Raw genomic sequence first — 14,606 nt, forward strand, 5'->3', positions numbered from 1 at the left:
GGCTTACCCCAGCAGTGAAATATCGGCAACACCAAGGAACAACCCGCGCAGACGCGCCAGCAGTGCATAGCGGTTGGCCCGTACGTTGGCGTCTTCAGCGTTGACCATTACCGCCTCAAAAAACGCATCCACCGGTTCGCGCAACGCTGCCAGGCGTGCCAGGGTTTCGCTGTACTGGCGCGCCGCCGCCATCGGTTGGACCGCCTGGTCTGCCTGCTGGATCGCCGAATACAGGGAAAACTCGTTGGCGTTGTCGAAGTACTTGGCCTCGACGGTGGCCGCGATATTGCCTTCGGCTTTGCCCAGCAGGTTCGATACACGCTTGTTCACCGCCGCCAGCGCAGCGGCTTCCGGCAGTTTGCGGAACGCCTGCACCGCCTGTACGCGTTGGTCGAAATCCAGGGCGGAGCCCGGCTTCAGGGCGCGCACCGACAGGTAGGTCGCGACGTCGACGCCTTCGTCTTCATAACGCGCACGCAGGCGGTCGAAGATGAATTCAAGCACCGCATCGGCCAGGCCGGCAGCCTTGACCTTGCTGCCGAACGCATTCACGGCGAAGGCCACGGCGTCGTTCAGGTCCAGGTCCAGCTGCTTGTCGATCAGGATGCGCAACACGCCCAGCGCCGCGCGACGCAGTGCGTACGGGTCCTTGCTGCCAGTGGGCAGCATGCCGATACCAAAGATCCCGACCAGGGTGTCGAGCTTGTCGGCGATCGCCACGGCCGCACCGGTCAAGGTGGTTGGCAACTCAGCGCCGGCACCGCGCGGCATGTACTGCTCGTTCAGGGCCAGTGCCACGTCTTGCGGCTCGCCATCGTTGAGGGCGTAGTAATAACCGGCGATGCCCTGCATCTCCGGAAACTCACCAACCATCTCGGTGGACAGGTCGCACTTGGAAAGAATGCCGGCACGGGCCGCGCGCTGGGCGTCACCGCCGATGCGTGGGGCAATGAATGCCGCCAGCCTGGAGACACGCTCGGCCTTGTCGTAGACGCTGCCGAGCTTTTCCTGGAAAACCACGTTCTGCAAACGCTGGTTGAAGCTTTCCAGGGATTGTTTCTTGTCTTGCTTGAAGAAGAACTCAGCGTCTGTCAGGCGCGGGCGAACCACTTTCTCGTTACCGGCGATGATCTGCTGCGGGTCCTTGCTTTCGATGTTGGCCACGGTGATGAAGCGAGGCAGCAGCTTGCCCTCCGCGTCCAGCAGGCAGAAGTACTTCTGGTTGTCCTGCATGGTGGTGATCAGTGCTTCCTGCGGCACTTCAAGGAAGCGTTCCTCGAACGAGCACACCAGCGGCACCGGCCATTCCACCAGCGCGGTCACTTCGTCCAGCAGGTTGGCCGGCACGATTGCCGTGCCTTCCTGGCTGGTCGCCAGCTCTTCGGTGCGCTTGCTGATCAGCTCGCGGCGCTCGTTGGCGTCGGCCAGCACATAGGCGGCGCGCAGGTCGGCCAGGTAGTTGGCCGGCGACGTGATGCGTACGCTCTGAGGATGATGGAAACGGTGACCACGGGAATCGCGACCGGCCTTCTGCGCCAGGATCGTGCAATCGATGACCTCGTCGCCGAGCAGCATCACCAGCCATTGGGTCGGACGCACGAACTCTTCCTTGCGCGCGGCCCAGCGCATGCGCTTGGGAATCGGCAGGTCGTTCAGGGAATCTTCGACAATGGTCGGCAACAGGCTGGCGGTCGGCTTGCCCTTGATGCTCTGGCTGTAGCGCAGCTTCGGACCGCTCTGGTCGATCTCGCTCAGGTCCACGCCGCACTTCTTGGCGAAGCCCAGGGCGGCCTGGGTCGGGTTGCCGTCGGCATCGAACGCGGCCTGGCGTGGCGGGCCGTCGAGGTTGATGCTGCGGTCCGGCTGCTGGGTTTCCAGGGCGGTGATCAGCACGGCCAGGCGGCGCGGCGCGGCATAGACGTGTTTGGTTTCGAAGTTCAGGCCAGCGGCTTGCAGGCCTTTTTCGATGCCGGCCAGGAACGCATCGGCCAGGGTGTTCAGGGCTTTGGGTGGCAATTCTTCGGTGCCCAGTTCAACCAGAAAATCTTGAGCACTCATTGTGCAGCCTCCAGCTTAGCCAACACTTCATCACGCAGGTCCGGGGTCGCCATCGGGAAGCCCAGCTTGGCACGGGCCAGCAGGTAGGCTTGCGCGACGGAACGCGCCAGGGTGCGTACACGCAGGATGTATTGCTGGCGCGCGGTCACGGAAATCGCCCGGCGCGCATCCAGCAGGTTGAAGGTATGGGATGCCTTCAACACCATTTCATAGCTCGGCAGCGGCAGCGGCTGGTCCAGTTCGATCAGGCGCTTGGCTTCGCTTTCGTAGAAATCGAACAGTTCGAACAGCTTGTCGACATTGGCGTGTTCGAAGTTATAGGTCGACTGCTCCACTTCGTTCTGGTGGAACACGTCGCCATAGGTCACTTTGCCGAACGGGCCGTCGGCCCACACCAGGTCATAGACCGAATCCACGCCCTGCAGGTACATGGCCAGGCGCTCGAGGCCGTAGGTGATCTCGCCGGTAACCGGGTAGCACTCGATACCGCCCGCCTGCTGGAAGTAGGTGAACTGGGTCACTTCCATGCCGTTGAGCCAGACTTCCCAGCCCAGGCCCCAGGCGCCCAGGGTTGGCGATTCCCAGTTGTCTTCGACGAAACGAATGTCGTGCACCAACGGGTCGAGGCCCACGTGCTTGAGGGAGCCCAGGTACAGTTCCTGGAAGTTCTCCGGGTTCGGCTTCAGGACCACCTGGAACTGGTAGTAATGCTGCAGGCGGTTCGGGTTTTCGCCGTAGCGGCCGTCAGTCGGGCGGCGGCTGGGCTGCACATAAGCGGCGTTCCAGGTTTCCGGGCCGATGGCACGCAGAAACGTGGCAGTGTGGAAAGTGCCGGCGCCTACTTCCATATCGTAGGGCTGAAGTACCACGCAACCTTGCTCGGCCCAGTATTGCTGGAGGGCGAGGATCAAGTCTTGGAAGGTACGCACGGCTGGCGTAGGCTGGCTCACGAAATTCACCTGTTTCTTGGGCTGCGATTTAAAGAGCGGGAGTATACCCGATTCGTTCGTGCGCACGCCCCCTGGAGCCTTATGCCACGCTGCTTTTGGTGTTCCGAAGATCCGTTGTACATGGCTTATCACGATCAAGAGTGGGGCACGCCGCTGCGCGATGCGCAGGGTCTGTTCGAGTTGCTTTTGCTCGAAGGGTTCCAGGCAGGGCTGTCCTGGATCACTGTTTTGCGCAAACGCGAGCGCTACCGGCAAGTGTTGTACGGCTTCGATGTGCAACGGGTGGCGCAGATGAGCGACGCGGAAATCGATGAACTGATGCTCGACCCCGGCATCATCCGCAACCGTCTCAAGCTCAAGGCTGCACGCTGTAATGCCCAGGCCTGGCTGGCCCTGGAAGACCCGGTGGCATTCTTTTGGTCGTTCGTGGACGGCAAACCCATTGTCAACCATTTCAAGGACCGCACCGAAGTGCCAGCCATCACGCCTGAGGCGTTGGCGATGAGCAAAGGCCTGAAAAAACTCGGGTTCACCTTTGTCGGGCCGACTATTTGCTATGCGCTGATGCAGGCCTCGGGCATGGTCATGGACCACACCCAAGACTGCGACCGCTACGCCGAGTTGGTAAACGGCGGTTAGAATAGCCAGCTCGCAACACGCCCCATACATTCAGGAGTGACCTGTGGATAAGTTGAAAGGCGCCTTGCTGGTCGGCGCTCTGCGGTTGTTTGCGTTGCTGCCCTGGCGAGCGGTGCAGGCGGTGGGCTCGGCCATCGGCTGGCTCATGTGGAAATTTCCCAACCGCTCCCGCGATGTGGTGCGGATCAACCTCGCCAAATGCTTTCCCGAGATGGACCCGGCCGAGCGCGAACGCCTGGTGGGCCAGAGCCTCAAGGACATCGGCAAGTCTCTGACCGAAAGCGCCTGCGCCTGGATCTGGCCGGCCCAGCGCTCCATCGAACTGGTGCGCGAAGTCGAAGGCCTGGAGGTGCTGAAAGAAGCCCTGGCCTCGGGCAAGGGCGTGGTTGGCATCACCAGCCATCTGGGCAACTGGGAAGTGCTCAATCACTTCTATTGCAGCCAGTGCAAACCGATCATTTTCTACCGTCCGCCCAAGCTCAAGGCGGTGGATGAACTGCTGCAAAAACAACGCGTACAGTTGGGCAACAAAGTAGCGGCGTCGACCAAGGAAGGCATCCTCAGCGTCATCAAGGAAGTGCGCAAAGGCGGCCAGGTGGGCATTCCCGCCGACCCGGAACCGTCCGAATCCGCCGGTATCTTCGTGCCCTTCTTCGCCACCCAGGCCCTGACCAGCAAGTTCGTGCCGAACATGCTCGCTGGCGGTAAAGCAGTGGGCGTGTTCCTTCATGCCCTGCGCCTGCCGGACGGCTCCGGCTACAAAGTCATCCTCGAAGCCGCCCCCGACGCAATGTACAGCACCGACACCGAAACCTCCTGCGCCGCCATGAGCCAAGTGGTGGAACGCTACGTACGCGCCTACCCGAGCCAGTACATGTGGAGCATGAAACGCTTCAAGAAACGCCCGCCGGGCGAGGCGCGGTGGTACTGACGACCTGTTGCTTGGGTGGTGAATGCACGATCGTGAACACCCAACAACCCCTGTGTGAGCCAGGCTTGCTCGCGACAGCGTCATGACATCCGCCGCATGACCCATTGACGCCACCCACCTGTGGCGAGGGAGCTTGCTCCCGCTGGGCTGCGTAGCAGCCCTACTCAGCTTCCTGGGTGACCGAAGTTCCGACTTTATCGGTCTGGAGGGTTACGAGCTGGCGGTATGGTCGGCTTCCTGACGGCTGACTGATCACGAGGAGGCGCAAAGCCTCAATCGTGTCCATGATTAAACGCCTGTGGTATCGGAAACGCTGGGATTGCAAAGCCATCTCTAGTCCATTGGATGACCGTCCAGCCAGAACGATCGCACTTTCTATGGTTCGTCAATCAAGGAGTCCCCTCATGAACATCGACTTCACCGGACGTCACGTCCTGGTCACCGGTTCCACCAGCGGTATCGGTTTCGCGACCGCCAAAGGCTTCCTGGAAGCCGGCGCCCATGTGGTCATCAACGGTCGCAGCGAGAGCAGCGTGGAGGATGCGTTGCAGCGCCTGGGCAATCTTGCTTCCAGGGCGACAGGTTTTGTTGGCGATCTCAGCAACGAAGCTGGCTGCCAAGCGCTGATCGCCAGGCATCCGAGCTTCGATATCGTCATCAACAACCTGGGCATTTTCAAACAGGAGGACTTCTTCGAGACGCCGGACAGCGAATGGCAGCGTTTCTTCGAAACCAACGTGATGTCCGGTGTGCGTGTTTCCAGGGCTTACGCACAGGGTATGGTCGAGCGCGGTTGGGGACGGATCGTGTTTGTCTCGTCGGAGTCGGGCGTGAACGTTCCCGCCGACATGATCCACTACGGCTTCACCAAGACCGCCCAGCTTTCAATTGCTCGCGGCCTGGCCAAACGCCTCGCCGGCACGGGCGTGACGGTGAACTCGGTGTTGCCTGGGCCGACACTGTCCGAAGGCGTTGCCCAAATGCTCCAGGCAGACGTCGAGCGCAGCGGGGAAAGCCTGGAAAAGGTCGCGGCAGACTTCGTCAACGAGCATCGCAGCACCTCGATCATCCAGCGCGCGGCGCGCGTCGAGGAAGTCGCCAACATGATCATCTACGCTAGCTCGGAACAGGCCTCGGCTACCACCGGCGCGGCGTTGCGTGTGGATGGTGGCGTGGTGGATAGCATCGTTTAGGCTGCTCTGACACATTGCAAAAATGCCGCTTTCTCGTGAGAGATAAGCGGCGTTTCTGTTTTGGAAGTACATAGGTGGATTCGACCGTTTTTTAACGATGAACGGGTAGTTCAGCCCACTCTGTTTTCGATCAGTCGATCCGAACCACCTTCGGCTACGCGATTTTCGATCAGCCGATCCGACCCCCCCTCAGCGAACGTGGGTTGAACAAAGGGAGTCGCGAACGCATTGCCGAGGGACAGAGCCAGAAGCGAGCCAACGAGTATTTTGCTAAGAGTGTTCATGTCCAGATCCTTTTATTCGTGGAAGAAGTGAGTTAGACGGTGATGTGCAAACGAACGTCGACGTTGCCGCGTGTCGCGTTGGAGTACGGGCAAACCTGGTGAGCCGCATCGACCAGCGCTTGAGCATCGGCTTGATCCAGGCCTGGCAGGCTGATGTGCAGGTCGATGTCCAGGCCGAAACCACCAGGGATCTGGCCAATGCCGACATGGGCCGTGATCGAAGCGTCAGCCGGAATGCTGCGTTTGCTTTGGCTGGCGACAAATTTCAGCGCGCCGATGAAGCAGGCCGAGTAACCCGCTGCGAACAATTGCTCGGGGTTGGTAGCTTCCCCTCCGGCGCCGCCCAAGGCTTTTGGAGTGGCCAGTTTCACGTCGAGAATTTTGTCGCTGGAAACAGCACGGCCATCACGGCCACCGGTGGAGGTTGCGACTGCGGTGTAAAGAACGTTCATGGTGTTTCCTCATTTGCTGATTGATTGGATCGATTTTTGTTTGCGCCAAATGTTTGCGCGCTAACCAGTGGCGTTAAAGTTAATGCATGAATAATTAGCGCACAAGGTAAATTTCACAATATTTTCCTGCTTTTGGTTAACCCGTTGATATCTAGGAATATTTATTTTCAGCCGTCACAGTCGTGTCAGCACGTGCGCGCCGTGAGGGAATCGGAGAAAGGAGCCATTGGGGAAAGTCAAAAGGGCCAGCGCAATTGCAGGCCTTCGAAGAGAGGAACATCACAAGCCAATGATGGATTCTTGATCATGCCCCGTAGAGCATGGACACCATCAAATTCCGACTGGTGATGCAAAGCCAATCCGGCTAAGCAACAGCCACTCGATTACGCCCCAGCGCTTTTGCCCGATACAGGGCCTTGTCCGCATCGTTCATCAAGCTATGGAGATCCTTATTGCAGGCCTCCGTCGACGCGACGCCGAGGCTGGCTGATATGCCGTGAACAGGCTCGATCATCAAACCCGCAATGGCATCGATGAGCTGTTCTGCAATCCGGGTAGCGACCTCGATTGAAGTGTCTGGAAGCAGAATGGCGAACTCTTCCCCACCGAGCCGGCCATGTATATCCGTCGCCCGAAACGACGAACTGATCACCGTCCCCATCTCGCGTAAAACCTGATCCCCGACTTGGTGGCCGTAGGTGTCGTTGATGTGCTTGAAGTGATCCATATCCAGCATGACTGCGCACAACCCTAACCGGTTGCTCTTACATTCATCATAGAGCTGCTGGGCATGCTCAAAAAAAGCCCGCCGACTCTTCAGGCCGGTCAGTTCATCGGTTTGTGCGGCACGGGTGGAGATGCTGTTTGCCTGTTCCATCTCACGGGTGAGACGAAAGGCAATTTCCAGGGCTTGGGACATTTTGTGCGTGGCGCGAGCGGCAAATGCCGCGAACACCAAGATTGAAAGTGCCATGCCGACTTGAATCGGAGACGGTTGAAAGAGCAGCCAGACGGTGCACGGGAACAGCACCAGGCCAATGGAGGCCAGGGTCATATCGCGGTAAGCCGAATAGCAGGACACCGCACTGACAGACATGCCCACGGTAAACAGCATGACCAGTGCCTGGGACAACAGATCGTCCGCTGGCATCAGCACGAACGCACCACCGCCCCAGATGCTGGCGGATAGCACTAGCGTGACCCAGTACCTGCGCTCCCAGCGTTGTGGCGTACGCTCACTTTCGTCGCTGCGCAGATAGGCTATGAACATCGCGATACGCAACAGCGTCGATGCGGTCAGGATTAATAGCCACCAAGCGATAGTGCTGTGGTCAAACCGATCCCAACACAGCCAACTCAACATGATGGCAGCCAGGTAACTACCGAAAACCGCAGAAACAGACTGGCGAAACAGTTGCTGCAACCGATCTGTTCGAACCTGCTCGGCTATTACAAAATCCTGGCCATTGCGCAATCTTGGGCCATCCATTTGAACCACCTGATTATGACGCAGCGAAGAAGGCGATTGTGGCACCCTGCCATTAGCGCAAACAACTGAATTAAGCCCACAGCCCCAATTGCACCGAACTTAGTGGCGAGGATGCTTGCTTCCGCTGGGCCGTGACAGCGGCTCAACCTGCTAAAGAAAAAACCCGACGCTTCACGTCGGGTTTTTCGTGGCTACGACTGCAACCCGATGCGCTCAAGGCTAGCGGATTACTCGACCTGCGACAGCTTCGCGTCGTCGCAACCGGCGGCACGGCATTCGCGCTCGATAGCCTTGAGTATGACGATACGCGCCTCAGTCTTCTCATTGGCACAGTCCAAGTAGAGCAGGCCATCGTTGGAACAGGCGTTGTCACGAGTCTTGATCCACTGGATCTGAGCGGCTTTCACTTTTTTCTTTTGATCCGGATTCAGCGCGCTCATCGTCTTCTTGTATTGATCATTGATGTCCTGATCTGACTGAACCATTTTCAGCGATGCGCAATAGGTTCTGTCATAGGCGTTTCTAGGATTATCGCAACTCATCGCAGACGCCGATGCCGATGCCGTTGCCAGCAATGCCCCAACCAACAAAGACTTGATCACTACTTCTCTCCCTGAATGCCCTCTATTGATTAGAGGTTGCGGCGCGAATTTATCATGAGGGTTTGTAAAACAATAAAAGTATTTGATTCAGCCATTTCTTTACCGAGCGGCAACCAGCTTGTTGTTTTAGCTCTTTATTCCAAGCATAAAAAACGGGCCTGCATTCCCACGCAGCCCCGTTTTTTGCCACCTGATCAGCTCAAAACGCCGGCAAAACTGCCCCTTTGTACTTCTCCAGAATGAATTTCTTCACTTCCGGCGTATGCAAAGCCGCCACCAGCTTCTTCATCGCCTCACTGTCCTTGTCGTCCGGACGGGCAACGAGGATGTTCACATAAGGCGAGTCGTTACCTTCAATCACCAACGCATCCTTGGAAGGATCAAGCTTGGCTTCCAACGCATAGTTGGTATTGATCAGCGCCAGATCCACCTGGGTCAGTACCCGCGGAATGGTCGCGGCTTCCAGCTCACGGAACTTCAGGTCCTTCGGGTTTTCAACGATGTCTTTGGTGGTCGACAGGATATTGTTCGAATCCTTCAACTTGATCACCCCAGCCTTCGCCAACAGCAACAGCGCACGGCCGCCGTTGGTGGCGTCGTTAGGAATCACCACGTTGGCGCCGCCTGGCAGTTCTTCCAGCTTTTTGTATTTGCTCGAATACGCGCCCAGTGGCTCCAGGTGCACACCCGCCACGCTCACCAAATGCGTGCCCTTGGCTTTGTTGAACTCATCCAGGTACGGCTGGTGCTGGAAGAAGTTGGCGTCCAGGCGCTTTTCAGCCACCTGTACGTTCGGCTGGATGTAGTCGGTGAAGACCTTGACCTTGAGGTCCACGCCTTCGTTCGCCAGCGCCGGTTTGACGAATTCGAGGATTTCCGCATGGGGGACCGGCGTGGCCGCGACGGTCAGGGTATCGGCGTGGGCAGAGAACGCTGCGGCGGCAGCGAAGGCAACCAGTAGTTTTTTCATTCAGCTAACTCCTTTTTAGTGCCCGCTTGCGGCGCCTGCTCTCGACGCCGCCAGCGAATGGCCGGCTCATGGTTTTATTGGCGCGAGGCCTTATTTTCTAGAGAAATGCACAACCAGTTTGTCGCCCACGGTTTGCAGAACCTGAACCAGCACCAGCAGCAACACCACGGTGACGACCATGACATCGGTCTGGAAACGCTGGTAACCGAAGCGGATCGCCAGGTCGCCCAGACCACCGGCGCCGACCACACCGGCCATGGCCGTGTAGGACACCAGCGTAATGGCTGTCACCGTAATCGCTGCAAAAATGCCCGGGCGGGCTTCCGGCAGCAAGGCGTTGACGATGATCTGCCGCGTGGTGGCGCCCATGGCCTGGGTCGCTTCGATGATGCCGCGATCCACTTCGCGCAGTGCCGTTTCCACCAGGCGAGCGAAGAACGGGGTGGCGCCGACCACAAGCGGTGGGATCGCGCCGGCCACGCCCAGGGAGGTGCCGGTGATCAACACCGTGAACGGGATCATCACGATCAACAGGATGATGAATGGCAGCGAACGCAGGATGTTTACGACCAGCGACAGCAGCGCATAAACGCCGCGGGCTTCGAGCAACTGGCGCGGGCTGCACAGAAACAGCAACACGCCCAGGGGCAAGCCGAGCAGCACTGTGAACAGCAGCGAACCGAACAGCATCAGGAAGGTGTCGCCGGTGGCCAGCCAGATTTCCAGCCAGTCGATATTGGAGAAGAACGAACTCAACAGTTCCATTAGCGCAGCACCTCCATGTGGACATCGGCCGCGGTGAAGCGGGCGAACGCCGCCTCCATGTCACCGCCGGTGATGGCGAGGGTCAGTTGCCCGTAGGGGGTGTCTTTGATGCGGTCGATACGTCCCGCCAGGATGCTGTAGTCCACGCCGGTCTCCCGGGCGACGGTGCCGAGCAACGGCGCGTAGGTCGCATCGCCTTGGAACGTCAGACGCACGATGCGTCCTGGGACGTGGGCGAAATCGTCGCGCTGTTCGCTTTCGTCGATCTGCTCGTCTTCCTGGACGAAACGTTTGGTGGTCGGGTGCTTGGGGTGCAGGAACACGTCGGCCACCGGGCCTTGCTCGACGATTACGCCAGCGTCCATCACCGCCACTTGATCGCACACTCGGCGGATCACGTCCATTTCGTGGGTGATCAAAACGATAGTCAGCTTCAGCTCGCGGTTGATCTCCGCCAGCAGTTGCAGCACCGAGGCGGTGGTCTGCGGGTCAAGGGCACTGGTGGCTTCGTCGCAAAGCAGAATCTTGGGTTTGGTCGCCAGGGCACGGGCGATGCCGACGCGCTGCTTCTGGCCGCCGGACAATTGCGCCGGGTATTTGCGGGCATGGTCTGAAAGCCCTACCCGCGCCAGCAGCTCGGCGACGCGCCGGTCGATTTCGCTGCGGGACAATTCGCCTGCCAGCGTCAGCGGCAGCGCCACGTTGTCGGCGACAGTCTTGGATGCCAGCAGGTTGAAGTGCTGGAAGATCATCCCGACCTGTTGACGGAAACGGCGCAGGCCGCTGGCGTCCAGGGCGGTGACTTCTTCACCATCGACAATGATCTTGCCGCCCGTGGAATCTTCCAGGCGATTGATCAGGCGCAGCAGGGTACTTTTTCCTGCACCGGAATGGCCGATGAGGCCGAAGACCTGACCGTTCTCGATTGTCAGGCTGGTCGGATGCAGGGCTGGGATATCCCTACCGGCAACCCGGTAGGTTTTATGGACGTTTTGAAACTCGATCACGTAGCGAACCTTGTGGGGCGCGTTGAAAAAGGATCAGCGGTAAGCCGGGCGCGCATTTTAGCCTGTCCTTATAGGGGGACTTAGCATTTATTTGAGATTGAACCAGCGAATTGGCAATAAGGCGATCAAAGGACATTAAAAAGGAACACAGCGAAACGGTACTGGTCACTCATTAGGCAACTCAAAACATGCCCAGGTACCGTGCCTGGCGCATCGAACTCACGGGTCCTGGCCACGGCGGGGATCGCAACGAGGAGTCACGCCTGATGAGCACTAAAAAGCCTGCCGCCCCTAGCCAACTGGCCGGGACCGATACCTTGGATCGCACCAACACCAACGCCAAGCTCGAAAGCCTGGAGCAGTTTCGCTCCGATGCCACGGAACAGGCGCTGCGCACAAACCAGGGCGTAAAAATCGCCGATAACCAGAACACCCTGCGTGCCGGCGCCCGTGGGCCATCGTTGCTGGAAGATTTCATCATGCGTGAGAAAATCACGCACTTTGACCATGAGCGGATCCCGGAGCGCATCGTCCATGCCCGCGGGACCGGTGCCCATGGCTACTTTCAGGCCTATGAATCACATGCGGCCCTGACCAAGGCTGGTTTCCTGCAGGACCCCAATAAAAAAACGCCTGTGTTCGTGCGTTTTTCCACCGTGCAGGGTCCACGCGGTTCCGGTGACACCGTACGGGACGTGCGCGGTTTTGCCGTGAAATTTTTCACCGACGAGGGCAACTTCGACCTGGTGGGCAACAACATGCCGGTATTTTTCATCCAGGACGCGGTGAAATTTCCAGATTTTGTCCACGCGGTAAAACCCGAGCCCCATAACGAAATCCCCACCGGTGGCTCGGCCCACGACACCTTTTGGGATTTTGTCTCATTGGTCCCGGAATCTGCTCACATGGTGATATGGGCCATGTCCGACAGGGCGATTCCAAAGAGCCTGCGCACGATGCAGGGTTTTGGTGTGCACACCTTTCGTATGATCAACGCTGAAGGGCGCAGCAGCTTCGTCAAGTTCCACTGGCGGCCCAAGGCGGGCACTTGTTCCCTGGTGTGGGACGAAGCCCAGAAGCTTGCAGGCAAGGACACCGATTATCATCGTCGCGATCTTTGGGAATCCATCGAGATGGGCGACTACCCCGAGTGGGAGTTCGGCGTTCAGATCGTTGCCGAGGAAGACGAGCATAAGTTCGACTTCGACTTGCTCGACCCGACCAAGATCATCCCAGAAGAACTTGTGCCCATCACCCCGTTGGGCAAGATGGTATTGAACCGCAACCCGGACAACTTCTTCGCCGAGGTGGAGCAGATTGCGTTCTGCCCAGGGCATATCGTGCCGGGCATCGACTTCACCAACGACCCATTGCTGCAAGGACGGCTGTTTTCATACACCGATACGCAGATCAGCCGACTCGGCGGCCCGAATTTTCATGAGCTGCCTATTAACCGCGCCATCACGCCCGTGCACAACGGCCAACGTGATGCGATGCACCGCACCACCATCGATAAAGGGCGCGCGTCCTACGAGCCGAACTCCATCGACGGTGGCTGGCCGAAGGAAACCCCGCCAGGTCCTCAAGATGGCGGTTTCGAAAGCTATCCGGAGCGTATCGACGCCCACAAGATCCGCCAGCGCAGCGATTCGTTCGGTGATCATTTCTCCCAGGCTCGGCTGTTCTACAAGAGCATGAGCGCCCACGAACAAGAGCACATTATCGCGGCCTATAGCTTCGAGCTGGGCAAGGTGGAGCGCGAGTTCATCAGGGCGAGGCAGGTAAACGAGATTCTCGCCAATATCGATCTGGAGTTGGCCGGGCGCGTTGCGAAAAACCTCGGCTTGCCGGCACCCACCGCGTGTACGGTCGATGTTCCGACGCCTTCGTTGCAGCAGTCCCCGGCATTGAGCCAGGCGAACCTGCTGTCCGGCGACATCAAGACGCGCAAGGTCGCGGTGTTGGTGGCGAATGGCGTCGACGGCGCGATCATCGATGCGCTCAAAAAGGCGCTGGAGGCAGAAGGCGCCCACGCGAAGATCCTTGGTCCGACGTCCGCTCCGGTGACGGCGGCCAACGGACAAACGCTGCCGGTGGATGCTTCGATGGAAGGCCTGCCGTCGATTGCCTTCGACGCGGTGTTTGTACCGGGTGGCGTGGAGTCGATCAAAGCCTTGAGTGCCGATGGGGTGGCGTTGCACTACCTGTTGGAAGCTTACAAACACCTCAAGGCCATTGCGCTGCATGGCGAAGCCCGGCAGTTGTTGGTGTTGTTGAAGCTAGAGGCGGATGCAGGGTTGATTCCGGATGCTGACGCGAGCAAGTTCCAGGCGTTTTTTGACGCGATTGCTCAACATCGGGTTTGGGTGCGGGAGGCTAAGGCCAAGGCGGTTCCGGCCTAAAGGAGATTGTTGTCCGCCGGGACGCTATCGCGAGCAAGCTCGCTCCCAGGGGGTTAGTAGTCGTTCACTAAACTCATGGGAAGCGAGCGTGCTACGGGCAGCGTTCCGACGAGGCTTTGTCAGGGCTTGCGCGGAGTTAGGACCAACTGCGCAGGCACGTTGCGCAAAATTTGCTTGCGCAGTTTCAGATCGAACCCAGGATCTAGCTTCTTGACTCGTTTGCTCAGCAATGTCGCCAACCAAGGGTAATCATCGGTGCGCGGCACCTGGATGCTGACATCACACTTGAAATTCACAGTATCTGCGGCGATGGCGTCCAGTTGATGACGCATTTGCCGAATATCACCTAGATTCAACGCGACTGTTGTGCTGGGTGCGCTCGGATCGATCATTTTGGCGACCGGCTTGGCTTCGGCGGCCTTGAGATCGGCCTCGGCTTTTTCCAGGTCGGCTTTACGCGCTTCGGCAATCGCGCTGTTGACTTCGCCGGTAAGCGCCGGCGCCTTTGGCATCAGGGCGCGAGCTCGGCTAAGGGCCGTGGCGGCGGCGTTTACATCGCCTTTCTGCAGATCGATCTGGCTACGGCGCAAGTACGCCTCGGCCAGTTGACGCTGGTAGGGCTCCAACGATGGGTCTTCCGGCGATTGAGCCTGCAACGTTGCCAATTGATCTTCGGCGGTGGCCAATTCATTGCCGGCCAGGCTCTGTTGCAGCTGCGCGAGGGCCGGACCCCGCGTATCAGGGGCTTGGGTGACCGGCGGCGTGCTCTGGCAAGCGCCCAGCAGGGAAAACGCGACAAGGAGCAGATAACGGGAGGCGAACGGCTTCATTCCTGCGACTCTCTATTTGCGCAAAAAGCGAGCA

The 14,606-nt window shown here is 58.9% G+C and carries 14 protein-coding genes; 4 read left to right on the top strand and 10 right to left on the bottom strand.

Annotated features, from left to right (window positions below):
* Positions 1-3: 3 nt before the first annotated feature.
* Positions 4-2,058, bottom strand: coding sequence for a glycine--tRNA ligase subunit beta (gene glyS / locus J3P90_RS00075; RefSeq protein WP_434561480.1), 2,055 nt, complete (start codon positions 2,056-2,058; stop codon positions 4-6).
* A complete protein-coding gene (gene glyQ, locus J3P90_RS00080; protein WP_022641565.1) occupies positions 2,055-3,008 on the bottom strand; it encodes a glycine--tRNA ligase subunit alpha in 954 nt (317 codons plus the stop codon). Before glyQ ends, glyS begins: the two co-directional genes overlap by 4 nt.
* Before the next feature lie 81 nt (positions 3,009-3,089).
* Here glyQ and tag point away from each other — a divergent pair, with 81 nt between their 5' ends.
* The 3 genes from tag (at position 3,090) to J3P90_RS00095 (ending at position 5,771) form a co-directional block, all read left to right on the top strand.
* Positions 3,090-3,647 (top strand): DNA-3-methyladenine glycosylase I, encoded by a 558-nt coding sequence (gene tag / locus J3P90_RS00085; RefSeq protein ID WP_434608678.1) that lies wholly within the window; start codon positions 3,090-3,092, stop codon positions 3,645-3,647.
* A gap of 43 nt (positions 3,648-3,690) precedes the next feature.
* On the top strand, positions 3,691-4,578 hold the full coding sequence (locus J3P90_RS00090) for a lysophospholipid acyltransferase (protein ID WP_207963584.1): 888 nt from the start codon (positions 3,691-3,693) through the stop codon (positions 4,576-4,578).
* A 404-nt stretch (positions 4,579-4,982) separates the two neighbouring features.
* Positions 4,983-5,771 (top strand): SDR family NAD(P)-dependent oxidoreductase, encoded by a 789-nt coding sequence (locus J3P90_RS00095; protein ID WP_434675619.1) that lies wholly within the window; start codon positions 4,983-4,985, stop codon positions 5,769-5,771.
* Between the two features lie 110 nt (positions 5,772-5,881).
* Here J3P90_RS00095 and J3P90_RS00100 read toward each other — a convergent pair whose 3' ends face one another.
* The 7 genes from J3P90_RS00100 to J3P90_RS00130 all read right to left on the bottom strand — a co-directional run bounded on the left by J3P90_RS00100 (position 5,882) and on the right by J3P90_RS00130 (position 11,340).
* Entirely contained in the window at positions 5,882-6,055 is a 174-nt protein-coding gene (locus J3P90_RS00100) for a hypothetical protein (protein WP_434561472.1), read from the bottom strand.
* A gap of 32 nt (positions 6,056-6,087) precedes the next feature.
* A complete protein-coding gene (locus tag J3P90_RS00105; protein ID WP_434608672.1) occupies positions 6,088-6,507 on the bottom strand; it encodes an organic hydroperoxide resistance protein in 420 nt (139 codons plus the stop codon).
* A gap of 364 nt (positions 6,508-6,871) precedes the next feature.
* Positions 6,872-7,996 (bottom strand): diguanylate cyclase, encoded by a 1,125-nt coding sequence (locus J3P90_RS00110; RefSeq protein WP_434675620.1) that lies wholly within the window; start codon positions 7,994-7,996, stop codon positions 6,872-6,874.
* Between the two features lie 227 nt (positions 7,997-8,223).
* Entirely contained in the window at positions 8,224-8,598 is a 375-nt protein-coding gene (locus tag J3P90_RS00115) for a lysozyme inhibitor LprI family protein (protein ID WP_434561468.1), read from the bottom strand.
* 199 nt (positions 8,599-8,797) lie between these two features.
* Entirely contained in the window at positions 8,798-9,568 is a 771-nt protein-coding gene (locus tag J3P90_RS00120; RefSeq protein WP_434675621.1) for a MetQ/NlpA family ABC transporter substrate-binding protein, read from the bottom strand.
* Between the two features lie 90 nt (positions 9,569-9,658).
* On the bottom strand, positions 9,659-10,333 hold the full coding sequence (locus J3P90_RS00125; RefSeq protein ID WP_420766034.1) for a methionine ABC transporter permease: 675 nt from the start codon (positions 10,331-10,333) through the stop codon (positions 9,659-9,661).
* On the bottom strand, positions 10,333-11,340 hold the full coding sequence (locus J3P90_RS00130; RefSeq protein WP_420766033.1) for a methionine ABC transporter ATP-binding protein: 1,008 nt from the start codon (positions 11,338-11,340) through the stop codon (positions 10,333-10,335). Before J3P90_RS00130 ends, J3P90_RS00125 begins: the two co-directional genes overlap by 1 nt.
* 266 nt (positions 11,341-11,606) lie before the next feature.
* Here J3P90_RS00130 and katE point away from each other — a divergent pair, with 266 nt between their 5' ends.
* Positions 11,607-13,742 carry a catalase HPII gene (gene katE, locus J3P90_RS00135; protein WP_434675622.1) on the top strand — a complete coding sequence of 712 codons (2,136 nt, stop codon included), beginning with the start codon at positions 11,607-11,609 and terminating at the stop codon, positions 13,740-13,742.
* A gap of 119 nt (positions 13,743-13,861) precedes the next feature.
* Here the strand turns inward: katE and J3P90_RS00140 are convergent, their stop codons facing one another.
* A complete protein-coding gene (locus J3P90_RS00140) occupies positions 13,862-14,572 on the bottom strand; it encodes a PA5502 family lipoprotein (RefSeq protein WP_420766030.1) in 711 nt (236 codons plus the stop codon).
* Between the last annotated feature and the right edge of the window lie 34 nt (positions 14,573-14,606).

Source organism: Pseudomonas sp. D3-10 (assembly GCF_051132175.1).
In the GTDB taxonomy this organism is placed as follows: Bacteria; Pseudomonadota; Gammaproteobacteria; order Pseudomonadales; family Pseudomonadaceae; genus Aquipseudomonas.